Origin of the sequence: Natronolimnobius baerhuensis (assembly GCF_002177135.1) — an archaeon.
Taxonomy (GTDB): Archaea; Halobacteriota; Halobacteria; order Halobacteriales; family Natrialbaceae; genus Natronolimnobius; species Natronolimnobius baerhuensis.
The window spans coordinates 424,585-449,228 of the sequence record NZ_MWPH01000003.1 but is presented as its reverse complement, the minus strand read 5'-3'; the positions used below and the strand labels follow the sequence as shown (position 1 = coordinate 449,228).

The 24,644-nt window shown below is 61.7% G+C and carries 26 protein-coding genes; 13 read left to right on the top strand and 13 right to left on the bottom strand.

Translation table 11 applies throughout. From position 1 onward, the window contains the following. Positions 1-61: 61 nt before the first annotated feature. Together B2G88_RS14745 and hisI are read right to left on the bottom strand one after the other, a co-directional pair. Positions 62-1,225, bottom strand: a complete 1,164-nt coding sequence (locus tag B2G88_RS14745; RefSeq protein ID WP_087715184.1) for a DUF7118 family protein — start codon at positions 1,223-1,225, stop codon at positions 62-64. Next, a complete protein-coding gene (gene hisI, locus B2G88_RS14740) occupies positions 1,222-1,596 on the bottom strand; it encodes a phosphoribosyl-AMP cyclohydrolase (protein ID WP_087715183.1) in 375 nt (124 codons plus the stop codon). Before hisI ends, B2G88_RS14745 begins: the two co-directional genes overlap by 4 nt. Before the next feature lie 195 nt (positions 1,597-1,791). On the opposite strand from hisI, the gene B2G88_RS14735 reads away from it, so the two are divergent. From B2G88_RS14735 to serA, 3 genes are all read left to right on the top strand, one after another. Further along, a complete protein-coding gene (locus tag B2G88_RS14735; protein WP_394335713.1) occupies positions 1,792-3,297 on the top strand; it encodes a PAS domain S-box protein in 1,506 nt (501 codons plus the stop codon). A 59-nt stretch (positions 3,298-3,356) separates the two neighbouring features. Next, positions 3,357-4,802 carry a DUF6498-containing protein gene (locus B2G88_RS14730; protein WP_087715181.1) on the top strand — a complete coding sequence of 482 codons (1,446 nt, stop codon included), beginning with the start codon at positions 3,357-3,359 and terminating at the stop codon, positions 4,800-4,802. A 149-nt stretch (positions 4,803-4,951) separates the two neighbouring features. Beyond that, a complete protein-coding gene (gene serA / locus B2G88_RS14725; RefSeq protein ID WP_087715180.1) occupies positions 4,952-6,538 on the top strand; it encodes a phosphoglycerate dehydrogenase in 1,587 nt (528 codons plus the stop codon). Between the two features lie 138 nt (positions 6,539-6,676). Here the strand turns inward: serA and B2G88_RS14720 are convergent, their stop codons facing one another. Next, on the bottom strand, positions 6,677-7,570 hold the full coding sequence (locus B2G88_RS14720) for a hypothetical protein (protein ID WP_054862764.1): 894 nt from the start codon (positions 7,568-7,570) through the stop codon (positions 6,677-6,679). Between the two features lie 175 nt (positions 7,571-7,745). On the opposite strand from B2G88_RS14720, the gene serB reads away from it, so the two are divergent. Both serB and B2G88_RS14710 read left to right on the top strand, forming a co-directional pair. Further along, positions 7,746-8,396, top strand: a complete 651-nt coding sequence (gene serB, locus B2G88_RS14715) for a phosphoserine phosphatase SerB (protein WP_087715178.1) — start codon at positions 7,746-7,748, stop codon at positions 8,394-8,396. 85 nt (positions 8,397-8,481) lie between these two features. Further along, a complete protein-coding gene (locus B2G88_RS14710; protein ID WP_054862763.1) occupies positions 8,482-9,243 on the top strand; it encodes a helix-turn-helix domain-containing protein in 762 nt (253 codons plus the stop codon). Between the two features lie 46 nt (positions 9,244-9,289). Here the strand turns inward: B2G88_RS14710 and B2G88_RS14705 are convergent, their stop codons facing one another. Next, positions 9,290-9,670: a hypothetical protein gene (locus B2G88_RS14705; RefSeq protein WP_054862762.1), complete on the bottom strand. Its 381-nt coding sequence runs from the start codon at positions 9,668-9,670 to the stop codon at positions 9,290-9,292. Positions 9,671-9,845: 175 nt separating this feature from the next. Between B2G88_RS14705 and B2G88_RS14700 the strand changes: the two genes are divergently transcribed. Together B2G88_RS14700 and B2G88_RS14695 are read left to right on the top strand one after the other, a co-directional pair. Further along, the gene (locus tag B2G88_RS14700) at positions 9,846-11,363 is read left to right on the top strand and encodes an amidohydrolase family protein (RefSeq protein ID WP_087715177.1); all 1,518 of its coding nucleotides are present in this window, start codon (positions 9,846-9,848) and stop codon (positions 11,361-11,363) included. Positions 11,364-11,583: 220 nt separating this feature from the next. Further along, complete coding sequence (locus tag B2G88_RS14695; RefSeq protein ID WP_054862761.1) at positions 11,584-11,925, top strand: hypothetical protein; 342 nt, start codon at positions 11,584-11,586, stop codon at positions 11,923-11,925. 18 nt (positions 11,926-11,943) lie between these two features. On the opposite strand, the gene B2G88_RS14690 is transcribed toward B2G88_RS14695, so the two are convergent. The 3 genes from B2G88_RS14690 to B2G88_RS14680 form a co-directional block, all read right to left on the bottom strand. Further along, a complete protein-coding gene (locus B2G88_RS14690) occupies positions 11,944-12,570 on the bottom strand; it encodes an L-threonylcarbamoyladenylate synthase (RefSeq protein ID WP_087715176.1) in 627 nt (208 codons plus the stop codon). 74 nt (positions 12,571-12,644) lie between these two features. Further along, the gene (locus B2G88_RS14685) at positions 12,645-13,166 is read right to left on the bottom strand and encodes a redoxin domain-containing protein (protein ID WP_087715175.1); all 522 of its coding nucleotides are present in this window, start codon (positions 13,164-13,166) and stop codon (positions 12,645-12,647) included. After that, positions 13,166-13,468 carry a glutathione S-transferase N-terminal domain-containing protein gene (locus tag B2G88_RS14680; RefSeq protein ID WP_054862760.1) on the bottom strand — a complete coding sequence of 101 codons (303 nt, stop codon included), beginning with the start codon at positions 13,466-13,468 and terminating at the stop codon, positions 13,166-13,168. Before B2G88_RS14680 ends, B2G88_RS14685 begins: the two co-directional genes overlap by 1 nt. Positions 13,469-13,569: 101 nt before the next feature. On the opposite strand from B2G88_RS14680, the gene B2G88_RS14675 reads away from it, so the two are divergent. After that, positions 13,570-14,979, top strand: coding sequence for a hemolysin family protein (locus tag B2G88_RS14675; protein ID WP_054862759.1), 1,410 nt, complete (start codon positions 13,570-13,572; stop codon positions 14,977-14,979). Positions 14,980-15,003: 24 nt separating this feature from the next. On the opposite strand, the gene B2G88_RS14670 is transcribed toward B2G88_RS14675, so the two are convergent. Both B2G88_RS14670 and B2G88_RS14665 read right to left on the bottom strand, forming a co-directional pair. Then, positions 15,004-15,807, bottom strand: a complete 804-nt coding sequence (locus B2G88_RS14670) for a hypothetical protein (protein ID WP_054862758.1) — start codon at positions 15,805-15,807, stop codon at positions 15,004-15,006. An 82-nt stretch (positions 15,808-15,889) separates the two neighbouring features. Beyond that, the gene (locus B2G88_RS14665) at positions 15,890-17,083 is read right to left on the bottom strand and encodes an inorganic phosphate transporter (protein ID WP_054862757.1); all 1,194 of its coding nucleotides are present in this window, start codon (positions 17,081-17,083) and stop codon (positions 15,890-15,892) included. Positions 17,084-17,322: 239 nt separating this feature from the next. Here B2G88_RS14665 and B2G88_RS14660 point away from each other — a divergent pair, with 239 nt between their 5' ends. From B2G88_RS14660 to B2G88_RS14645, 4 genes are read left to right on the top strand one after another with little or no spacing between them, the layout of a single operon-like run. Then, the gene (locus B2G88_RS14660; RefSeq protein ID WP_087715174.1) at positions 17,323-18,219 is read left to right on the top strand and encodes a transporter substrate-binding domain-containing protein; all 897 of its coding nucleotides are present in this window, start codon (positions 17,323-17,325) and stop codon (positions 18,217-18,219) included. A 30-nt stretch (positions 18,220-18,249) separates the two neighbouring features. Next, the gene (locus B2G88_RS14655; protein WP_054862756.1) at positions 18,250-19,083 is read left to right on the top strand and encodes an amino acid ABC transporter permease; all 834 of its coding nucleotides are present in this window, start codon (positions 18,250-18,252) and stop codon (positions 19,081-19,083) included. After that, positions 19,080-19,883, top strand: coding sequence for an ATP-binding cassette domain-containing protein (locus tag B2G88_RS14650; RefSeq protein WP_087715173.1), 804 nt, complete (start codon positions 19,080-19,082; stop codon positions 19,881-19,883). Before B2G88_RS14655 ends, B2G88_RS14650 begins: the two co-directional genes overlap by 4 nt. Positions 19,884-19,916: 33 nt before the next feature. Then, positions 19,917-20,915, top strand: coding sequence for an amino acid ABC transporter permease (locus B2G88_RS14645; protein WP_087715172.1), 999 nt, complete (start codon positions 19,917-19,919; stop codon positions 20,913-20,915). Between the two features lie 6 nt (positions 20,916-20,921). Here the strand turns inward: B2G88_RS14645 and B2G88_RS14640 are convergent, their stop codons facing one another. Continuing rightward, a complete protein-coding gene (locus B2G88_RS14640) occupies positions 20,922-21,641 on the bottom strand; it encodes a DUF5828 family protein (RefSeq protein ID WP_054862755.1) in 720 nt (239 codons plus the stop codon). Positions 21,642-21,840: 199 nt separating this feature from the next. Here B2G88_RS14640 and upp point away from each other — a divergent pair, with 199 nt between their 5' ends. Then, entirely contained in the window at positions 21,841-22,518 is a 678-nt protein-coding gene (gene upp / locus B2G88_RS14635; protein WP_087715171.1) for a uracil phosphoribosyltransferase, read from the top strand. 12 nt (positions 22,519-22,530) lie between these two features. Here upp and B2G88_RS14630 read toward each other — a convergent pair whose 3' ends face one another. The 3 genes from B2G88_RS14630 to B2G88_RS14620 all read right to left on the bottom strand — a co-directional run bounded on the left by B2G88_RS14630 (position 22,531) and on the right by B2G88_RS14620 (position 24,579). After that, complete coding sequence (locus B2G88_RS14630; RefSeq protein ID WP_054862754.1) at positions 22,531-22,977, bottom strand: hypothetical protein; 447 nt, start codon at positions 22,975-22,977, stop codon at positions 22,531-22,533. Further along, positions 22,978-23,508 carry a DUF7342 family protein gene (locus tag B2G88_RS14625; RefSeq protein WP_087715170.1) on the bottom strand — a complete coding sequence of 177 codons (531 nt, stop codon included), beginning with the start codon at positions 23,506-23,508 and terminating at the stop codon, positions 22,978-22,980. A 123-nt stretch (positions 23,509-23,631) separates the two neighbouring features. Further along, on the bottom strand, positions 23,632-24,579 hold the full coding sequence (locus tag B2G88_RS14620; RefSeq protein ID WP_176393257.1) for a mannonate dehydratase: 948 nt from the start codon (positions 24,577-24,579) through the stop codon (positions 23,632-23,634). Positions 24,580-24,644: the final 65 nt, after the last annotated feature.

The window sequence follows — 24,644 nt, the reverse complement described above, 5'->3', positions numbered from 1 at the left end:
GCGTCTCAGTAACGGCAAAAACCGCTAATCGTGCAAAGGTATGGCATGAAATAAACGGAACTCAGATCGGGTCGTCCACCTCGAGTGCGGCCTCGAGTTGGGCTCGTTCTTCGCGCAGGGCCTCGAGTTCGTCGGCAACCTGCCCGCTGGCCAGTCGCTCGCGTTCGGCGGGCGTGAGTTGGGCGACCGCCTGTGCGGCCGTCTGCAGACGGTCGTAGTCGATCTCGGGATCGAAAATGAGCGCACGGACGTTTTGGAGTGCAACAACGCCGTCCTCGCCGGCGATTCGCTCGACGAACGGGCGATATTCGCGGACGCGTCGCCGAAGTTCACCCGCCGGACCCGGCGGCCACTCAATCAGCAGCGCCTCGGCGTCGATATTATCAAGGAACGTTCGCTGGGTCGCCACGCGGCGTTTCAGCAGGTCTGCATCGTCGACATAGTGGTCGAGTTTCGACCGGGAGTACTCGGCGTACTCGAGCAGTTCTGGAATCGTGTACTCGCCGGCCGGATCGTCGGTGACGTACGCTCGGAGGTCGTCGGGCGGGTGTTCGTACTCGACGAACGGATACCACCGACTGCGCTCGAGAAGGGCGAACACCTCCCGGGCGGACGCCTCGAGTCGATAGGTTTCGACGGCCTCGCGGATTTCCTCGTTGTAGGTCTCGATTGGCTCGCGCAGGCGTTCGACTGGCGCATCGAGGTCCGCGTTCGCGAGTTCGAGCAAGCGTTCATGCTCTGCGAGTTCGTCGTCGATCTCACGGAGTCGCACTCCGGCCGCAGTCCGGGCGTTCTCGAGTTCCTCGCGGGCGTCTTCGCGTTCGGTGAGCAAGTCGTCGTAGCGCTCGGCCGGCTCGAGTTTTGCGTGAGCCGCCTCGAAATCCGACTCGCTGAGACGGCGTTTGTCGATGGCATCGAGCGCATCTTCGAAGGCCTCGCGTCCGCGCAGGTCATCGGGCAGGTTCTCGACGAGCGTGGCGAACTGCCCCTCGAGTTCGACGTAAGCCTTGAAGTTCTCGCGGCCAGTGCCGGTCGCGCGGTCGACATAGTTCTCAAGTAACGTTGCCGCGTTTCGGTATGCCTCGGCCGCGTCCTCGACGGTTGCAGTTCCCTGTTCGTCGATGCGCTGTTGTGCCTGCTCGAAGCGCTCGCGGGCGGCCTCAAGCGCCTCGAGTGGTGAGTGTGACTGATCGTTCGTGGCGCTCGAGTGGGCGGAGTGACTCATTCGTCGTCGTACACTGCGTCTGGGTCGAACACTTTCTCGCCGACGTTCTCGCCCTCGAGTGTTCGGTAGAAACAGGACCGGTGGCCAGTGTGACAGGCCCCACCGTCCTGTTCGACGATGTACAACAGGGTGTCGGCGTCACAGTCGACGCGGATCTCCTCGACGGCCTGCGTATGGCCACTGGTTGCGCCTTTCTCCCAGAGTTCGTCGCGACTCCGAGAGTAGTAATGGGCGCGCCCAGTCTCGCGTGTCCGCTCTACGGCCTCGGGTGAGACGTACGCGAGCATGAGGACTTCGCCCGACTGGGCGTCCTGGGCAACGGCGGGAACGAGTCCCTTCTCGCCGAAATCGACTGCAACAGCGTCGTCCATACTCGTGTGGTTGTTCGTCGGAGCGATAGGTCTTTTGCCGTGGCTCTGACGGTGGACTCCGACTGTCCCAGACGGCCAACAGCTGCCATTGTAATTGGATGTTTGATACGAAATGGTGGCGATGAAAGCATATTTCGCTCACTTTGGTGGATGTTAGGCAACACTTCTATACAGATGCAGTGTTTGTCTTCGCTCGTGTCAGATGCCGACGAGCCGTGGAAAACGGCTCACACTTCCGACACGGACACCAACACCGGCACTGACCCCTCCGATGCCGGCGACGAAACCGTGTCACCACTCGAGCCCTACGACAGCGATGACTTCTTTCGACGACTCGTCGGAAACACCTCCGAGGGCGTCCTGACAATCGACGAACATAGTACGATTGTATTCGCAAATCCAGCAATCAAAGACATTCTCGGGTATGAACCCGCGGAACTGGTCGGCAGTTCGAAGCTGAGCCTGATTCCAGAGCGACTCCGCGCGGCTCACGCCGCCGGCCTCGAGAAGTATCTTCGAACAGGAAATAAGCATATCAACTGGGGTGGGATCGAACTGCCCGCATTGCACAAAGACGGCCACGAAGTGCCCGTTCTGGTGAGTCTCAAAGAGCACCCAGATACCGAAGAAAAACGCCTCTTTACCGGCCTCTTTCGCGATCTCTCCGATCAGAAACTCCGCGAACGACGCTTTGAAGCCGTCTTCAACAACACCTACCAGTTCACCGGCCTGCTCGAACCCGATGGCACGCTGATCGAGGCCAACGACACGGCGCTGTCGTTTGGCGGCCTCAAGCGCGAAGAAATCGTCGGCACACCGCTGTGGGAGGTAATCTGGTTCCAGTCGAACGAACGGGCGCGAGAAATTGCCCGTAAGGGCGTCGAAAAGGCCGCAAACGGCGGCTTTATCCACGATGAAATCCGCGTACAGGGAGAAGAGCGGTCCGCGATCATCGACTTTTCGATCCGGCCGGTAACAGACCATCACGGCACGATTCGCTGGCTCCTTCCGGAGGGACGCGATATTACCAGCCTCAAAAAGCGCGAGCAACATTTGCAAGTGCTCCATCGCCTACTGCGGCACAACCTCCGAAACGATCTCACCGCAATCGGTGGCTTCGCTGAAACCCTCGAGCGTGAACTCGAGGGCAAACAGCTCGAGTACGCAGCCGAAATCGTCGCCACCGTCGAGGAACTGTCCGAACTGAACGAGACAGCGAAGAAACTCGCCGACGCGGCGCTCGAAAGCGAGTTTGACCAGGAGCCAGTCCAACTGTGGCCGGTCCTTGCGACCGTCGTCGAGCGACTACAGGACGAGTACCCACACAGTCAGATTGTCCTGCCTGAACCAGTGCACCTGCAGGTCGCTGCCGACGAGCGACTCGCGACCGTCTTTCAGGAGGTCCTCGAGAACGCGATTGAACATACGGAGACAGCAGAGCCGGTCGTCGAACTCGAGATTGACGATACAACGCCGGTTTCCATCCACATCACCGACAACGGGCCGGGAATACCCGAAACGGAACAGACCGGGGTGTTCAACGAACAACCCGTGACACAACTCGACCACGGCAGCGGGCTCGGACTCTGGCTCGTCGAACTCATTTTAGACGATTACGACGGCACTCTTTCATATACGGACTCTCCCGGCCACGGCGCTCGCGTGACGATTTCGCTGCCACGCGGCGGGGAGACGGGCTAGAACGCGAACCTAAAAGTACTTCATCGCAGCATTACATGTCTCATTCGAGTCGACTCTCGATGCCCCTCCGCCCGCCGAACCGCACGTCCGGATCGACGGCCTTTCTGCCGATCTTCCTCGCGAATCTTGTCCCGCTCGTCGGTGTCCTCTGGTTCGGCTGGCAGTCCGGGACGCTCGTGTTCATCTACGGCCTCGAGATTGTGCTCTCGCTCGTTCTGGCGGCTGGGAAAGCCCTGTTCGCACAGCGGCCGCCGCCAACCGACGGGAGCGGCGTCATATCGGTTTCGGAGGCGCGACTGGTGAACAAGCGTGGATCTGTGCAGCCGAGTCACCGGCTGCCGCCGATCCCGCTGCGAAACGTGCCGTTCGCTCTTGGTGTGAGCTTTCTCGTCGGCGCGTACGCGATCATGCTCGTCGCAGTCGTCGCCATTGTCGTCGACGACGCAGCGCAACTCACGCAGACCGGCGTTCTCCTGAGCGTGCTTGCGCTCTGTGGCGGTCAACTCCTCGAGACGAAACGGGAGTATTTCGGCCGACGAGCCTACGAGCGCGTCTCGCCGCATGCGGTTATCGAACCGCCCGCCAGACAGCTCTTCGTGGTGGTGTTCGTGCTGGCGTTTCTCGGCCTGCCCGTTGGCTCGACGGCGACGCTCGCGGCCGTCGTCTGCGTGAAAGTACTAGTCGAATGGTCGACGATTCGAGCGACTCGAGCGGACGCCGAGACGAACCGGTTCGTCGACCGCTTCGCTGAGTGGCTGTCCGGGTCGCCAGCGGACCAAGCACGCCGCGACACGCGCGTTCGCGTCCCATCCACGCCCCCGAGCGAGCGCGTTCGGACTGACCGAACCGCCGTCGCCCTCGAGGGCGTGCTCCTCGCGCTCTGGGGAACCGGCGCATACCTGCCGTTTGTCGGCGTCGGCTGGTTCTTTATTTTGCTCGTGGTCGTCGCCTGGGCAGACTCCATCCTGTTGTTCTGGCTCGGTGTGGTCGCGTTCGGCCTCTTGCTCGTCGCGATTGTTGCGATCCAGTTCGTCCGTTACGACCTGGTCTACGGCACGCTCGAGTACCAGCGTCGGGGCGACTCGCTCGTGGCGTACGATTGGCTGGTCGACGAGCCACAGTGGACGGCCCCGGTCGAGGACCTCCGGGATGCGGCCGTCGTCACCGACCGGTTCGCCGACCGCGTTCTCGGAACGCGAACGATTCGGGTAACAACCGGCTGGGGCACGCAGGAGCAAGAGAGACGACTCGGGCCTGTCTCGGAACCCGAGCGACTCGTCGACATGACGGCGGTCCCGATTTCGACGACCGACCTCGAGCCGATCAATCGCCCGCTCGCGGCCGGTGCAGTCGTCCTCGCTGTTGGAATCGTGCTGACGGTCCCGGCGGTGATCGTTGCTCCTTCCGTCGACATCGGCGCACACCTCGAGACGCTGTGGCTGGTCCCATTCGCCCTCGTTGTTCCCTGGAAACTCTGGAAGCAGGCCTGTCCGGAGCCTGCATAACGGAGAGGACAGTTCCACCGGCAGAACGACTCAGCATCGCCGCTCGAAATTGTAACTCGAATCCGTCTCAATTACTCGAAACGTGTGTAGTTTTTGCCAGGCAGGGACACAACGGAAGGGTTTACCTACTCGACCTGATTGAGTCGCGCATGAAGGTGCTGGTCACAGACCCAATCGCGGATGCGGGTCTTGACGTACTTAGAGACGCCGGCCACGAAGTCGAAACGGGCTATGAACTCGAGGGCGAGGCACTCCTCGAGGCGGTTTCCGACGCGCACGGACTGATCGTCCGCTCGGGGACCGAAGTCACCGATGAAGTGCTCGCGGCGGCCGAGGAACTGGTGATCGTCGGCCGAGCAGGGATCGGCGTCGACAACATCGACATCGACGCGGCGACCGACGAGGGTGTCATCGTCGCGAACGCCCCTGAGGGTAACGTTCGCGCGGCCGCAGAACACACCGTCGCGATGACGTTCGCGACCGCGCGGTCAATCCCGCAGGCACACATCCGTCTGAAAGATGGCGAGTGGGCGAAAAGCGAGTATCTCGGCACGGAACTCAACGGCAAAACGCTCGGCGTCGTTGGCCTCGGCCGCGTCGGCCAGGAGGTCGCGAAAAAGCTCGACTCGCTGGGCATGGACATCGTCGCCTACGATCCCTACATCAGCGAGGAGCGCGCCCAGCGCATCGGCGCAGAACTCGTCGAGTTCGAGGACTGTCTCGAAGCCGCCGACTTCCTGACGATTCACACGCCGCTGACTCCCGAAACCGAGGGCCTGATCGGCACAGACGAACTCGACCTGCTCGAGGGCGGCTACATCGTCAACGTTGGCCGCGGTGGCATTATCCAGGAGGACGCACTCGCCGCAAAAGTTGCGGACGGCACCGTTGCCGGCGCAGCACTCGACGTCTTCGCCGAGGAACCACTGGCGACGGACTCCCCGCTGCTCGAACAGGACGACGTGATCGTCACGCCCCACCTCGGCGCATCGACCGAAGCAGCCCAGGAGAACGTCGCAACCTCGACGGCTGAACAGATTAACGCTGCACTCCTCGAGGAACCCGTCGCAAACGCACTCAACGCGCCGTCGATTGATGAGAGCGCGTTCCCACGCGTCGAACCCTACATCGACATCGCAGAGACCGCTGGCAAGGTCGCTGCACAGTTGCTCGAGGGCCGTATCGAGAACGTCGAAGTCACCTACGAGGGTGACATCGTCGATGAGGACATCGAATTTGTCACCGCCAGCGCGCTCAAAGGCGTCTTCGAACCGCTCGAGTGGCAGGTCAACGCCGTCAACGCGCCACAGATTGCAGAGGACCGCGGCGTCGACGTGACCGAATCGAAGACCCGGCAGACAGCAGACTTCCAGAGCCTGATTTCGGTGACCGTGAGCAACGACGACGACTCGGTCACCGTCGAGGGGACGCTCTTTGCGGGCGACGACCCGCGAATCGTTCGCGTCGATGGCTACCGCGTCGACGCCATCCCCCACGGCAAGATGGTCGTCACGCGCAACACGGACGAACCGGGCGTCATCGGCCTTATCGGCTCCGTTATGGGCACACACGACGTCAACATCGCAGGGATGTTCAACGCCCGTGAGACGATTGGCGGCGAGGCACTGACCGTCTACAACGTCGACGGACAGGTCCCAGAGGCCGCAAAAGCAGAACTCAACGACGACGACCGCATCATCGGCGTCGACTACATCACGCTGAACGGCCAGGAGTAGCAACTCCGACCTCGAGTCCATCGGCTTTTTCTACTCGAGTTCGACTCGCAGCGGCGACTAGTAGGTAAACAAGCGACGCCCGCAGCACCCGCGCTGAAGACAGCACAATCAGAAGTCGACCACTCCGACCCGAAGCGATCACTCCGACTCGGAGAGATCCGGCGGCGCGCCGGTCACGCGAGCGACCTGTCCATCGAGTTCGGACTCGGTCACGTCGCTCGAGATTTCTTCAAATGCGTCAATCATGTCGTCGGTGACCTCGACGTCGTCCTCGAAGATGGCGACCCAGGTCATCGAGTCGGCCATCGGCTCCGGACTCGAGACGCCCCAGAGGATGATATCCTCGGCGGCGATGTCGATGCCCGTTGGACTGCCATACTGGCCGCTAATCGTGTTCTCGTCAGGAAGTTCCGCAAAGAGCTGTGCGACCGTCTCGTCGGTTTCCTCGAGACGTGCTTCCTCGCCGTAGCGGGCGTCGATTCGCTGCTCGTAGTCGGTGCCGATGACGATGGCGGTCGGCCCGACTGCAGCCGAGGGTCCGTCGCTCGTTGGCTCGAGGATGCCGTAGCCGCGGTACTCGTCGGTGACGGTGAAGCCATCCGCGGCCGCTGCGCCGTCGATCATCGCATCGACGTCGAACGCGCCGAAAAAGACCTGCGTGGATGACTGTGAGAGGTGGGCGTCGACAGTCGCTGCGGAGACGTCGAAAAACGATGGGAGGTCGCTCCCGAAGCCCTCGGGAATCGTCTCGGTGTAATCGAAGCGCCGGCTCCCGGTTCCGGAATCGTCATCGAGCAGCCACGCACGGAACTCAGCGTGGTCCCACTCCGGCGGCGTCTCGGGGCCGGAAATGTCCGGAATGTCGTCTTCGCTCTGCACGCCTGTCTCGCTGTCGTCGGACTCGTTGTTCGTCTCGGTGGACGGGCTCTCGTGATCATCACTGCTACTTGCACAGCCGGCGAGGCCCGCGAGACCGGCCGCCGTCGCCGCTACGGCACCGCGACGTGTCAGGGTCGTCCTCGAGTCTGTCATACAGTGGCCCACCACGAACGGAGTCATAACTGCTCGTGACTGTCCGCTGTGTGAGAACATCCGAAAGTGGTGACAGCGCCCGGCGGTGCGAACGTCATTGTCACGAACCGCTCAGGCAACACATTGCCACACAAAACCTGAACTGGTTTATTGGGGGCCGCACAATCACCGGTCGATGACAGTCGTCGCCTTCGACTTCGATGGAACGCTTTCTGACTCCGAGATGACCGTCCTGCTCGGCGAGCGCTGTGGCGTCGCCGACGACATGGCCGAGATTACCGAGGCCTCGATGAACGACGAAATCGACTACGCCGAGAGCCTGCGCAAGCGCGCCGCCTTGCTCGAGGGCCTGCCAGCCGAGGATGCCCAGGCCGCCTTCGAGAAAGTCGAACTCCGCGAGGGTGCAGCGGACCTGATCGCCGAACTAAACGAGTCCGGCGTCACGACCGCGATTCTAACCGGTGGGTTCGAGAAGGGCGTCGCGACCGCCCTCGAGCGCGAGGGTGTCTCGGTCGATCATATCGTCTCGAATCGTCTGCCGATGGACGACGCCGAAACGGAACTGACCGGCGACGTAACGGGCTCGCTCATCGAGGGCACCAAAGACACCGCCCTCGAGAACCTCGCGAGCGACGTCGACGCGTCCCTCGAGGACTGCGTCGCCATCGGCGACGGCGCGAACGACCTCCCGATGCTCGAGGTCGCCGGCCTCGCAATCGGCTTCGAGCCGAAACCGGCCGTCGAACCCCACTGTGACGTCGTCGTCACCTCGATGAGCGAGGCGCGTGAGGAACTTATCGCGGACGACGTGCTCACGGCAAACTAACGCGAGCGCGACAACGTGCGCAGCGAGGCGGGCAGTTGGGATATACCAACGAGACGTTGATACCGCCGTACCACATAGCGTTCGTATGCGCGAATTCGCTTTTACGATCACCTACGACCACGGTGCGGACCACCTGATGGACACCTTCATCGACCATCCGGGGCTCTACGCGCGAACCGTCTCCTGTCACGCCACCTCGGAGACGATGTGGCGACTCGACGAAGTGACCGGGCCACGCGAGGCGCTTTCCGTCTACGACGACCGGCTGGCGAATCTTTCTCGGTGCTCGAGCGTGCGCGGGATGGGTGGCTGTCCAATCGACTGGACCCACGAAACCCTCGCCGAGCGCCCGACGCGCCGACTCATCTACTCTCGCCAATCCGAGGGCGACGGCTGCCGGTCGGTGCCGTATCTCGCCGCCACACATCTCGAGGACGGCGTGCTCTGTCGGGCCGAACAGCACGGCCACGAGTACAAGTGGCGGATTCTCGCCGAAGACGACGCCGCCGTACGGCCGATCTACGACGAACTCGAGGGGAACCTACGCGAGGGACTCAGCCTCGAGTTCGAGCGCGTCAACGGCGCGAACGAGTGGCCCGACGAGCACGCGACGCAGGCGGAGTTACCCTACAAACAGCGCGACGCCCTCGAGTTGGCCGTCGAGTACGGCTACTACGATAGTCCGCGACGCCACTCGATTCAGGAAATCGCCGAGGCAGAGGAGATTCCGACCTCGACGCTGCAGTACCGCCTGACGCAGGCGGAATCCTGGCTCGCGACGACATTCGTCTCGAGCGAGACGGGTGATCCAGTTGTGCAGGCGATGCAGATGACGGCGACCGACTAAGCGGTGCGTTGGAGACTTTTAACATCCCAACTGAGCAGCGGCGCTTTCAGAATCGGGCAATACTCGAGAGGACGAACGCCGTCCAGGCGAGCGCCAGCACGCCGTACACCAGATCAGTACCGTAGGCGGGCGGAACGAACGCGACCCAGAGCGCGCCGCCGGTGACGACGGCGAGCAGTCCTGCCACGAGGGTGGGTCCGGACAGCCAGGGGTGGAAAAGTCCCTGTTCGCTGTCGGTCGAATACCGCCAGAACAGCACTCCCGAGCAACAGCCCGCGATCACGAGGACTGGCGTCACCCACGTCAGCGTCGGCGTGACGAATCCGGACTGCGTTCCGCCGAGCAGCAACACGGCGGTGAGAATAGCGAGAGCAGCCGCCTCGAGCGCGAATCGGACCGGCCTCGAGAGTGAGCGGTGTGTCGCCATCTGCGTATACGTGAGGATGTTTCAGCGAGTCATCAATAAATACTTCGACAAATTGTGAGCTGAGACGGTGCTCGCGCGACTGGCTCGAGGGTCGTGTCACACTCGGGGCACGTATTGGAATATACCGAACGAAATTCCAACTCCAAGCAGGCGGTACAATCGGGTGAGAACAACTATGCAAGCAGACGACACCGAAACCGACTCGAGCGTCTCGCGACGGAACTACCTCGGACTCAGCGGCGGCGCACTGGCGGCGCTTTCCTTTGCCGGCATCGGCAGCGCCAACGAGGGCAATCCCGGGCGCGGACGCGGTCGTGGACAGGGACCGGGCCACGGAAACGGACTCGAGAGCGGACGGCTCCTGATCGAAAACGGCACGATTGTCACGGTCGACGAGGAACACGGCGTTCTCGAGAACGCGAGCCTGCTGGTCGAAGACGGCCGAATCGAGGAGATCGGTCACGACATCGACGCGCCGGGCGCGGAGACCATCGACGCGAGCGATTCCATCGTCTTCCCCGGCTTCGTCAACTCCCACCACCACACCTGGCAGGCCGGCGTTCGCGGCGTCGCCGGCGACTGGTCGTTCATGGAGTATCTCGAGACGATGCTCGGCGAAATCAGCAGTCACTACACGCCCAACGACGTCTACCTGGGCAACCTCTTTGGCGCACTCGAGCAGTTGAACGCGGGGACGACGACCGTGATGGACTGGTTCCACGTCGCCAACTCGCCCGGCCACACGAACCGAGCGATTGACGGCCTCAAGGACGCGGGCATCCGCGCCGTCTTCGCCCACGGCACGCCCGGCGACGACAACGAGACGTGGTGGGACGAGAGCACGGAACCCCACCCGGACGATATCCGCCGCGTGCACGACGAGCGATTCGCCGACGCCGACGAGGACGACCTGCTCACGCTCGCGATGGGGATTCGCGGCCCCGACTACTCGAGCGATGAGGTCGTCACCCACGACATCGAACTCGCGCGCGAACTCGACATCCGGGCCTCGATGCACATCGGCTCGCTCGGCCCCGGCGGCGTCGAAACACTCGCGGAACTCGATCTCCTCGGCGACGATCTGAACTACGTCCACGGCAACCGCTTGACCGACGAGGAATTCGAACTCATCGGCGACTCCGGTGGCTCGGTCTCGATCACGCCCGAAGTCGAGATGCAGATGGGGATGGGCATGCCACCGCTCCGAGAGACGCTCGAGGGCGGCGCAATCCCGTCAATTGGCGTCGACATCGTCTCGAACGTCAGCGGCGACATGTTCACCCAGACCCGCACGGCGCTCCAGACCCAGCGCGCACTCGACAACCAGCCGACCGTCGAGGCCGGCGAGCAGGTGATGGAACTCTCGTTGACCGCTCACGACGCCCTCGAGTTCGCGACGATTGAGGGTGCTCGCGCGCTTGGCCTCGCAGACGAGGTTGGCTCGCTAACGCCCGGAAAACGCGCGGATATCGCCATGATTCGGACGGACGACATCAACACGGTGCCATCTCACAACCCCGTCGAGACGATTGTCTTCCAGTCCGGCGTCGAAAACATCGACACCGTGCTGGTCGACGGCGAGATCGTCAAACGCGATGGCGACCTCTACAACCAGACCGGCCGGCGACACCAGCACCAGCTCGTCCAGTCCGGCCGCCGCGTCCTCGAGCAAAGCGGCCTCCTCGAGGAGTAAGTGAGAAACTGAACAGAGAGGTTGAGCGGGAAGACCGTGGGCATCCGGCCCCGCTCAACAGAGTGACGAGCGAACAGTTTCTGCAGTTTGTCACCGTTGTCCTGTTTCATCCAGTACAACACGTCGGTTCTCGAATTGGTCGAAAGCAGCGACTATACGCCTTCAGAACCGATTTCAACACCGAGGGAGTTATTAACTCGTGACCGAGTAAGTAGATTCGATGATGTGGCAAGATCTGGTCTTCATGTTCGGCAGTGGCCTCTCGATTGTCTTTCTCGCCCCAACACTTCGCAATGCGAGTGCGAACGTGCCGTTAGGGACGAGTCTCCCCTCAATGGGAATCGGGTTCGTCTACGGGGTTACGTTCTTTACGCTCGGGATGACCCTCTCTGCGGCCGGAGCCATCGCGTCGGGGACAATGTGGTCGCTGATCGCGCTCTTTCGCTCGCCTGCCTCCCAGCGCGTTCGAACCACCACAACGCTGTTTGCGAACGACCTCTCGCGCTGGTACGACCGCCGCCGCTCGGATCGCGTCGTCGCCGACCAGTACGTTCTCGAGTAACGCCGTCCGCCGCTTTTTTCACCGCTCTTCGCCGTTTTCACCCTCGAGCCACGCCGCAATCTCATCCGCCAGTGCACCACGACGGTGAATCGTCTCGCTCGAAACGTCGACGACCGTACTCTCAGTGCCTGGCGTTTCGCCGCCGTCGAGGACGACCACCTCCTCGCGGACCTGCCCGTCGATCTCCGCAACCGTCCGGGCGCTTGGCTGACCGCTGACGTTGGCGCTCGTGGCGGTGATCGGACACGGCGCGGCCTCGAGCAGCGAGAGTGCCTGTTTGCAGTCGGGCACTCGAATCCCAACCCGGTCTCGGCCGGCACACAGTACGTCCGGGACAACACTCGTCCGCTCACACAACAGCGTGATCGGGCCGGGCAGAAATCGCTCGGCGAACGCCCGTTCGCGCGCGGTCGCCTCGATATACCCCGCCTCGAGGGCCGTCTCGAACGTCGGGACGGCGAGCGAGACCGGTTTGTCTCGATCCCGGCCTTTCACCTCGAAAGCGCGCTCGACGGCCGTCGACTCGAGTGCGTTCGCGCCGAGGCCGTAGACGGTTTCAGTCGGGTAGACGACGAGGTCGCCATCGCCGAGTGCGTCCGCTGCGCGCGCAATCGCGCGGTCGTCACTGGCGTTATTCGCGTTCATACCTGTCTCTCGCGGCGGAATCGGCAAAAGAATACCGTCCGCGAGTCGCGCGTCCGTCGATTCTGTCTGGGCACCTACTCGAGGTCGAGGTCGAGTTCGTCCTCGAGCGCGTCGTAGTCGGGGAACTCCGGCCACTCGTCTGCGGCCCAGGCGTACTCGACGGTGCCGTCCGAATCGAGCGCGATGATCGCGGGTCGCGGCTCGCTGATTCCCGCCATGCCGTCGACATCGTGTTCGATTCCGTAGGCGCGTGCCACGTCGTTCGCCGGATCCGCGAAGATCCGCGCCTCGAGGTCGTTCTCCTCGAGGAATCGTGTGGCGGTGTAGGGGTTCGCAGCCGACACGCCGACGAGTTGGGTCTCGGATGCCGCTGCCCAGCCGCGTTCGGCGAGTTCGTCCCAGACGTAGGTTGCGAGAAACGAGCCGATCATCGGCGTGAACACGAGGATCGTCCGCTCGGCCTCGGCGACTACCGACGACAGCGAGCGATCCGTCCAGAACTCGTCGGTCACGAGCGGCCTGGTGAACGCGGGCGCGTCCTCGCCGGGGTCGGGGTGAGACGCCGGCTCGAGGTCGACGACGTCGAACGCCGGCATCAGTTGTCACCTCCAGCGGATGCCGGCTCGGACTCGGCGTCCGAATCGCCGCCGTAGGTCGCCTCGAGATACTCGACGATGTTTCCGCTTTCGGCCATCGTGACGCCAGTGTTCTCGTCGACGATCACCGGCACCGTTCGCACGCCAGCGACGCGCTTGACCACGTCACGTTTCGAGTGTAACGGCTCAACGAAGCGCGACTGATAGGCGAGGTCGAACTCGCCGAGCAGGCGGGCAACGCGCTCACAGAACGGACACCCGTGCAACCGATAGAACGTAATCGGAGTCTCGGCAGGTTCCATACACGTTCGTTCGGTAACGGCCCGGGAAAGCGTGTCGTTAGCGGTGAGTTACCCCTGAAATGGAAAACGGTTAACCGATACGGGCCCAATCGTCTCCATCAATGGCGTTATCTCTGCTGTTCGAGGCCGTGCTCACTGCCCCCGAGCTATCAGTAGTCGGGCTCGAACTCGAGGACTCGACGATCACGATCCTCGGCGTAGTCGCAGTTACCGTTCTCATCTTGCTGTCTGGGTTTTTCTCCTCGTCAGAAATTGCGATGTTCAATCTTCCGAAACACCGACTCGAGGGGATGGTCGAGGACGGCATCAAAGACGCGGCCCTCGTCAAGGAACTCAAAGACGACCCGCATCGGCTGCTCGTAACGATTCTGGTCGGGAACAACATCGTCAATATCGCGATGTCATCGATTGCAACGGCGATCCTGTCGATGCACTTCGGGGGGCTGGTCGGCGTGTTGCTCGCGACGTTCGGGATCACCGCGCTCGTCCTCCTGTTCGGCGAAAGCGTCCCCAAATCCTACGCGGTCGAGAACACGGATTCGTGGTCTCGGCGTATCGCAAAACCACTGAAAGCCACGGAGTACCTGCTCTTTCCACTGATCGTTCTGTTCGATTACCTTACTCGGCAGGTGAACAAGCTCATCGGCTCGACGGGAGCCATCGAGTCACCATACGTCACCCGCGACGAAATCCAGGAAATGATCGAATCCGGGGAGCGAGAGGGTGTTCTCGAGGAAGAAGAACACGAGATGCTGACCCGCATCTTCCGGTTCAACAACACCATCGTCAAGGAAGTCATGACGCCGCGACTCGATATGACCGCGGTACCCAAAGACGCGAGTATCGACGAAGCTATCGAAACCTGCATCCAGAGCGGCCACGCCCGGATTCCCGTGTATGAAGGCAGCCTCGACAACGTTCAGGGCGTGGTCCACATCCGCGATCTCGTCCGCGATCTCAACTACGGCGAAACCGAAGCCGAAGACCTCGAGCTTGCAGATCTGATCCAGCCGACACTACACGTCCCCGAATCGAAAAACGTCGACGAACTCCTGACCGAAATGCGCGAGAATCGGATGCACATGGCCATCGTCATCGACGAGTTCGGCACCACCGAGGGCCTCGTCACGATGGAGGACATGGTCGAAGAGATCATCGGCGAAATTCTCGAGGGCGGCGAGGAACAGCCAATCGAGGAAATCGACGACCGAACTGTCCTCGTCCGCGGCGAAGTCAACATCGAGGACGTCAACGAGGCCATGGAGATCGATCTGCCCGAAGGCGAGGAGTTCGAAACGCTTGCAGGCTTCATCTTCAACCGGGCTGGCCGCCTCGTCGAAGAGGGTGAGGAAATTACCTACGACGGCGTCCGGATCACCGTTGAAGACGTCGAAAACACCCGTATCATGATGGCTCGACTGCGAAAGCTCGAGGACATGGACACGGAGACGTCGGCAGAGAACGGTGAAGACGGTGGCACAAACGGGACGGCGGACCAACAGAACGGCTAGAGGCTAAAACGTATACGCAAACGCCTACGACGAGCGAAAGCGGGATGGGAGCCACCCGCGAATCCGCTGGCGGACTTTCTCGGAGAATCGCAGTCGCCGAGCGTCGACAGTCGACCGAACATCGTCAGCGACTGCGGGTGGAACGACGATGCGACGCGGGCCGGCAACATACTGCCCATCCGGCTGGGCGTACTCGAGCGTGAGGATGGCCGTGTCACCGACCGTCCGACTCGAGACGGCGTTGATGTCGGCGAGGTCGATTGCTTGATCCGGGTCGTAGAGGTAGATCGTTTCGTCTTTGCGGTCGAACGCGCCAACGGAGTGCAAAAACGACGCTAGCGCAAGGCCGATCAGCGCAAGGGGAATCGTCGCCGCAGCGAGGCCGGTAAAGGGGCTTTCACCACCCGCTCCAAGGAATTCAGGCTGGGCGGCGATTCGTCCCATCACCATCAGTGTCGCGATGAACACTGCCATGATGACCGTGCCAAGTGCCGCGTTCAGCACCCGGTCGAGACCACTGTGATCGGGCATCGGTACCGGCAGCGGAGCCAGTAGTCGCTCGAGTTGGGCCGCCGAGTTACTACTGAGTACCACCGCGAGGATGGTGACGATAGTCGCGGCGACGGCTGCAAGGATAACGGCTTGAAACACATCACCGGCTTGCCCTGCAATATCGTACAGCCGCCAGACGGCGATGATCAATACCATCGCAAAGAGCGTCCCGACACCGAACGACCACAGCAACCGAAGCGTTCTCGAGGTGGTGGCATCACGTCGCCACTGGACCGTGCCGGGGTCGTCCGGGTCGACGGGCGAATCCGCGTCCATAGATGAACCTGACCGCCCAGTCGGTAAAGCCCGTTCGGTCTGGAACTACAGTGGTACGAGCGTCGAAACCGGCCTCGAGCGCTCAGAGAAAGAGCAAAGCGAATCCGTAAAAGCCGACAAACGAGATGATGATCGAGCCGGCGAGCGAGCCGATCCACGCGAGGACGGTGTAGCCCATTTTACGGGCGCTGACGCCGCCGCCGGCACCGGCTGCCGCGTAGCCGCTCCCGATGATCGAACTGACGATAATCTCGTTAAAGGAGACGGGGATGCCGTAGAGAACAGCCGTCTGTGCGATGAGAAACGACGGGATCAACGCGGCGATAGACCGGCGTGGCCCGAGTGAGGAGTAGTCCTGCGAAATCGCCTTGATCATCCGTGGTGCGCCGGTCCACGAGCCAAGGAGCAGCCCGAATCCGCCGCCGACCAGAAGTGCGAGCAGTGGCAACTCGAGGTCGCCAGACAGCGGAATCAGCGGCCCAATCGCCAGTCCAACCTGACTCCCACCGGCGGAGAACGCGACCAGTGCACCGAGAATTAAGAGGAAGTGTCGCTCGCCGCGTTCGGTACCCTTGCGAAGGTCAACGCCAATCGCGCCTGCCCAGAGACCAGCCATCACCGCTGTGACGACAAGGATACCAGCGAACTCGGGAATCGGAAGGAACTCGCTCGTCGACTGTGCAATCGATTCGCCCCCGGCATCAGCAGAGCCCAGGATGGCGAACTCGATGTTTGCGATGAGAATGCCGACAAATCCGGCGAGGACCATGATTGAGATTTCTTCAGAGATTGGTTCGCTGCGTAATAATCGGGCAATCACATAGGCGAGTCCACCACCGACGAACGGCGTCAAAATCCACAGCGTCGCGATTTCGATATACTTCGGCCACGCTGGATCGCCGCCCATTGCGAGCCCGACACCGATTACCGCACCGGTGACGGTAAATGCCGTCGCAATCGGATACCCCGCGAAGACGCCAATCGCGACCAGTGTCGCCGCGATGACGAGCGCAATCGTCGCTGCCGGTGCCGACAGGACGACGCCACCGATCAAATCGTTTCCAACCGCTTCGGAGACGTTCGCTCCCTGTAACACTGCACCAGCAAAGCCAAGCAACCCGACGAGAAAGCCGGCCCGCATCACCGAAATCGCGTTTGCCCCAACCGCTGGCGCGAACGGAGTCGACCCGCTCGAGCCTGCGCCGATTGCCCAGGCCATAAAGAGGCTGGCAACTGCAGCTACGAGAAACGTCGCAATCGTCGCGGGATCGACCATCTACGGGACTCCTACTGGCCGATGCTACAAGTGTGTGCCGACCTGCAGTTGTCGCAAATGCGCTCGAGGGCGTCGATTCACTGTGAGTCCCAGAACTGACTGCGGGGTTACGTAAACGTCGGGCGATCAGAAGAAACAGTATGTTCAGTTTTGTAGATTATTTTCGCGGTCATACAGTCGAAACACCGGCAATACATCTTAAGACATAAACCGCTGCCACGGGAGTAGTACGTAGAGCAATGGCAAAAAAGCGCGAACCACTGAACCGACGAGCATATTTGAAAGCGGCTGGGGCATCAGGCGTTGCGCTCACGACACTTGCCGGCTGTCTCGAGGATGCTGGCAACGGTGACGATGATGCCGATGCTGGCAACGGAAACGGCGACGACACCGATGACGGCAACGGCGACGACGCCAGCGACGAGGACACTGGTAACGGTGACGACACCGAGGACAACCAGATCATCGCCGGCACCGCACCTGGCTTCGAGCCGTTCGAGATGACCCGCGACGGCGAACTCGTCGGCTTCGACATTGACCACCTCGAGGCCGTCGTCGAAGAGACCGACTACGAACTGGTCGAGTGGGAGGAGTACGAGTTCGACTCGCTGATTCCGGCCCTCGAGAACGAAAGGATCGACGTGATCGCAGCGGCGATGACGATCACCGAGGAGCGCGAGGAGTCGATTGCGTTCAGCGATCCGTACTACAGCGCAGACCAGTCGGTGCTCGTCGAAACGGGCGCTGGTTTCGAACCCGAGTCACTCGAGGACTTAGAGGGAAGCCAGGTCGGTGCGCAATCGGGGACGACCGGCGAAGGAATCGTTCAGGACGAACTGATCGACGAGGGACTCATCGAGGACGACGACTACACATCCTACGATAACTACGTCTATGCGATTCAGGACCTCGAGCGCGGACTGATCGACGCCATCATCATCGACGAACCAGTCGGGAACTCGTTCCAGGACGACCACGAGGTCGAAGTCGCCTTTACCTACGAGACCGACGAGCAGTACGGCCTCGGGATCCGTCAGGGCGACGACGACCTGCAGGCGGCCCTCAACGAGGGGATCGCCGCCGTCGAGGAGTCGAGCGAGTACGACGAGATTACCCAGGAGTGGTTCGGCGAGTAACCCTCGCCGGTTGCGGCTCTCTCACTACATATGGATTTCGCCGTCCCGCTCGCGGAGAGTACAGCGCTTTTGGCCGACCAGCACCAGCTGGTGGCGATCAACGACGCCCTGATCGAACAGTATCTCGGTGAGGACTGGGCGTTCGTCTACCGGAATCGAGAATATCTGTTCTGGGGCCTCATCGTTACCATCGCACTGACGCTGACCAGTATCTTGCTTGGCTTTCTAGCAGGATTTCCCGCCGGCGTAATCGAAACGTACGGAAGCGGGTACGTCCACTCGTTCGTCCGGAAATTTGGCGTCTTGCTCCGCGGAACGCCGATTCTGGTCATCATGCTGTTTACGTACTTCGCGCTCCCGCTCGAGCCAGTGTACAACGCGGTTCAGGCGGGCGTCAACGCCTTCGAGGTGGTTCTCGGGCCGACGCCGTTTACGGGCCCGGACGTCCCCGATGCCTTCATCGCGGCGACGATTGCACTCGGCTTTCGGAGCGCAGCCTACCAGTCACAGATCTTCCGTGGGGCGCTCCAGAGCATTGACGACGGACAGATGGAAGCCGCTCGCTCGATTGGCATGAGCCGACTCGAGGCGATTCGACACGTGATTATGCCACAGGCGCTGCGTCGGAGCGTGCCCGGCTTCCAGAACGAGTTTACGATTGTGCTCAAAGACACCTCGATTGCCTTCGCCATCGGGCTTGGCGAACTGCTCAGGCGCAGCCAGGACCTGTTCTTACAGCAAACGACTGCCGTACTCGAGGTCATCATCTTCATCAGCCTCATCTACTTCGTGTTGACGTTCACAACGAATCGGATGCTCGATGCGTTGAGTACTCACTTTGCAATCCCAGGTGAATCGTCATGACCGAACACCACCCAACTGAGACGACTGACGAACCGGGCCACGAGACGACCGACCAGACGGGCGAGACGCCGCTGCTCCGAATCGAGGACGTCTGGAAATCCTACGGCGACGAGGAGGTCCTTCGCGGCATCGACCTCACGGTCGACCGCGGCGACGTCGAGGTGCTCGTCGGTCCGAGTGGCAGCGGCAAGTCGACACTGCTTCGCTGTCTCAACCGACTCACCGAGGTCGATCAGGGACAAATCTATCTCGAGGATCTCGAGGTGACGGCTGCAGACACCAACCCAGACACCGTCCGCCAGCAGATCGGCATGGTGTTTCAGGATATCAACCTGTTCACGCATCTCACCGCTCGCAAGAACATTACGCTCGGTCTCCGCAAGGTTCGCGGGATGAGCGCGGAAGAGGCCCGCCATCGAGCCGACGCCGAACTCGAGCGCGTCGGCCTCGCGGATCAGGCAGAGTCGTATCCGGCACAGCTCTCGGGCGGCCAGAAACAGCGTGTCGGCATCGCCCGCGCGCTCGCGATGGACCCCGAAGTAATGTTGTTCGACGAGCCAACCAGCGCGCTCGATCCCGAACTGAGCAACGAGGTGCTCGAGGTGATGGCCGAACTCGTCGCTGACGGGATGACGATGGTCGTCGTCACCCACGAGATGCGGTTTGCACGCGGCGGCGCGAGCGGGATTACGTTCCTCGCGGATGGCGAAATCGTCGAGCGAGGGCCACCCGACGAGCTGTTCGAGAATCCAACCCACGAGCGAACCGAACGCTTCTTCGAGAGCATTCGCCATGACTGAGAAGACGACACCGACTCGAGCGGAGGGCGGTCGATGAGCGGGGCAAAAGCCACTGGAAGCGACCGGCTGCGTGCGTCGTTCGACGACACCGGCCGCGGGCTGATGGTGCTCGTCGGCGTCGCCTTCTGGGGCTGGTTGGTCGGGCGCTGGCTCTACGACTGGACGCTCGCTCGCGTCGGTATCGGTCCCGGCGCGGGCGAAAGCTTCCTCCCGAGTGCGCCGTTCGAGTCAGCAGCCGCGACGTTTGAGGGAACAGTTGCCCCAATCGGCCCGATTGATATCCCGATGGGGTGGGTTGGGACGATCTTCGATGGCATCGCGCTGGCGATTGACATCTCGCCGGCGCTTGCGGCTGGCGCGTGGTACACCATCGTCCTAACGGGCGTCAGCATCGGGCTCGGCTTTTTCATCGCCGTTCCCGTTGCCGTCCTGCGCGTCTACGGCGGGCCGTTCCGCTGGCTCTCGCTCGCCTACACCGAACTGATCCGCGGGACGCCGTTGCTCGCGCAGTTGTTCGTCCTCTACTACGGCCTGCCACTTGCCGTCTGGCTCAACGATGTCTCGGTCGTCGGGCAGGGCTTCGTCCCCGAGTACGCCTTCTGGATCGCCATCGTCGGCTTTACTATCAACGGCTCGGCCTACCAAGCCGAGTACATCCGCGGCGCACTCGAGAGCGTCGACGAGGGACAACTGACGGCCGCTCGAGCCATCGGCCTCTCGCGACTCGAGGGGATTCGCTACGTCGTGCTCCCGCAGACGCTGCGCTATGCGATTCCGGCATGGACAAACGAACTCGTCTACCTGATCAAGTACTCCTCGCTGGCCGGATTCATCACGGTGCCAGAACTGTACTATCGCGCGAGCCGGATCGCCTCCTCGACGTTCGAGTACATGCCGATTTACGCGCTGTTAGCGCTCGTCTACATCGGCATCGTGCTCTCGGCGACGACCCTCATGGAGTACGTCGAGCGTCGCGTTTCTGTCCCTGGAATCGGCGGCGCGGAGGGTCGACAACAGGGTGGTGCAGAGTAATCCGTCTCAGTTCGTCGTCGACTGCGATTCTTCGTCTGGTTCCGGCGGCGGCTCTGCGCCTTCGATTGCTTCAGCTGCGTCGGTATCTTTCTCGACGGCGACGTGCCAGCGGTCGATCTCGTCGTCGTACTCGGCGAGTCGATCCGAGACGTGGTCTTTCAATTCGTCGTCGTTGACGTTGACCTCGAAGACGAACTGCTCGCCGTTGTCGACGCCGCGCGCTGACTGCTGGATATTCGCACTGACCAGCTCGTTATCGAAATAGTAGGGTGCGAGTTGGGTCATCACGTTCTGATACACCGTGTCCTCGACCCGTCGAAGCGCCTTGCGGCTGGCCGAGTCGGCCGCGCGCGCGACGTAATCGATTGACTCCTTCCAGTTGTCGACGGCTGCATCAGGATCATCCTCCTCGAGTTGCTCGTAGGACTCCGAGAGCTTCTCACCCGCAGTTTTGATGTCTTCGTCCGGGTTCTTGCCGGCTTTTTCCCCTTTGCCTTCCTCGACGCTTGCTTGGTCGGCCGTTTTCTCGCTGACGTCGCTCTCGAGCGTTTCGTGTGCCTTCGGTCGCCACTCGTCCCACTCTTCGTAGGCATCGACGAGCGATGCATCCTCGAGCGCCTCGTCGTGGGTACCGGCGTCCCGCAGGGCGTGTGTGATGCGTTCGCCGTGTTCGACGACGTCACCCCAGTCACCGCGGACCTTGAATCCCGAGATACTCTCTTCCATTCGACGTGGCTGTGGTATGGCGCGGACTGTTATAAACCTCTTCGCCGGAGTGCGACTGCCAGGGCCAGTTCACGACAGACACGAACACACAAATACAGCCAGCACGCTGCAACAGCCCCAAATCGTGTGAAACGAACCCACCACACATCTCCCAGCGGTGATCGATACCGTAAAAGTCCCGGCGCGTGCGCATAGATATATGACCATCGAAGACCGGGATGACGCGTATCTGGTCACGCACGCGCTCGCAAAACACACGCTCTCACAACTTCGTGACGTCGAGACCGAGCAGGTGAGTTTCCGAAAGGGCCTCGTCAAACTCGGGCGCATCTGTGGCTACGAGATCATCGATGGACGCATGGAAACCGAATACGTCGAGATCGACACCCCACTCGAGCCCACGATGGGCGAGCAGGTTCGGGGTCTCGACGACGTCGTGATTATCAACGTGCTTCGCGCGGCAACACCGTTCGTCGAAGGACTCCTGAAAGCCTTCCCGCGCGCTCGCCAGGGCGTCATCAGCGCGAGTCGTGATGAGGAAGCCGGGCGTGAGGACGACGGCTCGTTCCCGATCTCCGTCGACTACGTGAAACTGCCCGAGATCACCGAAGACGACACCGTGATCATCGCCGATCCAATGCTCGCGACCGGGTCGACGATGTGTACCGTCCTCGAGCACGTCATCGAGAACTCGCCTGACCCGGAGAACATGATCGTCCTCTCGGCGGTTTCGGCACCCGAGGGCCTGCTGCGCGTCGACAACCAGTTCGACGAGGTCGACCTGCTGACGGTCTCGATTGACGACCATCTGGACGACGACGGCTTCATCGTACCGGGACTTGGCGACGCTGGCGACCGAGCGTTCCGGACGACCTGACCAGCGCGGATTTTATTCGGACCAGACTTTCTCGAGGCGCTGTTCGATTGCAGTAAGTACTGTCGAGTATACCTCGAGTGGGTGAAGCGAGGGAAGGTCGAGATCAGTGACCTGGGTTGCAGTTGGTGGCTGATGGAAATGCAACCGGGAATTGTGCGTGTTGGGGTGGCGATCCCAGCGGCATTCCCACTGGTCTCCATCGTCGTGGTCCTCGATATAGTGGAATGTAAAATCAGCCGTCGTGAACCAGCGGATGTCAACTCGAGCCGCTGCTATCGACTTCGGATAGCGGTCCTGTTCGAGCGATGCACTGAGGAGCCGCGGTTCGTACGAATCTGGGTCGAGGGCAGTCGTCGCAACGAGCGGATCTGACGCAAGCTGACGCTCGAGCAATTGCAACGTCTGGCGATCCAGCGGTCCTGTCGAGTCGGGTGGGGACTCCGAGTCGGGCGGCGTCATTCAGGCTGGAAGCAAATGCCCGTCGTTCTCTGCGAGCTGTCGAGCGAGTTCGTACAGCCGAATATCGCGAATGATTCCCTGCCATTCGGAGATCGCAGTCATTCGCTCGTGGACGGCATGGTCGTCGTGGTCGTCGTCGAACACGGAGACCCTAGTCGGGTCGGTCGTTCCGAACTGGTCCTCGTACGCCGCACGTTCCGCTTCCAGCGTCGCCACGCGATCAATGATTTCGTCGGTCGTGAGTTCGTCGGCAATCCGGCTGGTGTCTTGCCACTCGAGATAGCCGTCGTTTCGTTCGTACTGGGCGGGACGACTGTCGACGTCTGCGCGAACGATCCCCATCTCGGCTAACCGCTCGAGATGCTTTTTGGCAGCGTTTGGAGAGCAATCTGCGAGGGTTGCGATTTCGGTGTACGCGGTAGGTGAGGTAACGCCGAGTGCGACATTGTAGACCCGGCCGAACGTATCCGTGCCCGCTTGCCACCGCTGCGTGGCAGCGTCGGATTCTGGAGCGGGATCGAACGCAGTCATAGCTGACTGTACGCAACCGTGCACAATATATCTTCGCACCTCGCAGATATGTGCACATTCGGAGTCGCCACAGCGAGGAGACAACGAGAGAGTATTTTCGACGGCAGATAGAGGTGAACCGCGTTACTCGAGCAGGCCCTTAATGTATCCAATCGAGAACAGCCGTCCCATGTCGGTGTAGCCGGACATGGCGTCCTCGCGGTCGTCCTCGCCGACCATTCGCGGGACGTGGTCGGGTCGGATCGGGCCGTCGAAGCCGACCTCCTGATAGGCGTCCATCGCAGCACGCATGTCGGTTGGGCCGTCGTCGTGCCAGGTTTCGACGAACGAGTCAGCGTCGCCCTCGACGTCGCGGAAGTGGACGAAGTGGATGCGGTCGCCGAATTCGCGGATCGCCTCGATGGTGTCAGTCTCCATCGCCGAGAAGTTGCCCTGACAGAAAGTCACGCCGTGGCGTGGGCTGTCGTGCAGATCGAGAATTCGGCGGTAGTCCTCGGCGGATTTGACGATCCGCGGGACGCCACGAACCGGCGAGCGTGGCGGGTCGTCGGGGTGCAACGCGAGGTTGACACCGTACTCTTCTGCGACGGGGACGACCTCGTCGAGGAAGTACTCGAGGTTCTCCCACAGCTCGTCTTCGGTGATATCGGCTGCGGGGTGTTCGGGCGCACGGTCCATCCACTCGTTGTCGTAGCCGATGCGCTGGGAGCCGCCGCGACCGGGCATCGAATCGGAGGTGCGGATCACGCCGACCGGGTTCTCGGTCCAGACCCAGCAGTAGGTGTCGATGCCGAGTCGGCCCATGTTCTCAATGAGCGTCTTGACGGTCTCGATCTCCTCGTCGCGACCCTCCTCGCCGAGCACCGTTTTGTTCATCGGCGGGCGGTCTTCGACGACATCCAGCGAAAAGCCGTGGTCCTCGAATCGCGTCGTCGTCTGCATGAGCGTCTCGTAGTCCCACCACTCGCCGTCGTGGCCCCAGAAGCGGACGACGGCCGTGTCAAGGCCGAGTTGCTTGGCAATCGTCCAGCGCTCGTCCGGCTTTGGCGGCAGCATTACGGTTGGATCCATAGCCGACTGGTCTTGCGCTGGTGGTATCGGTGTTTCGAAACGGCACTCGAGGGAGTCACTCGTCT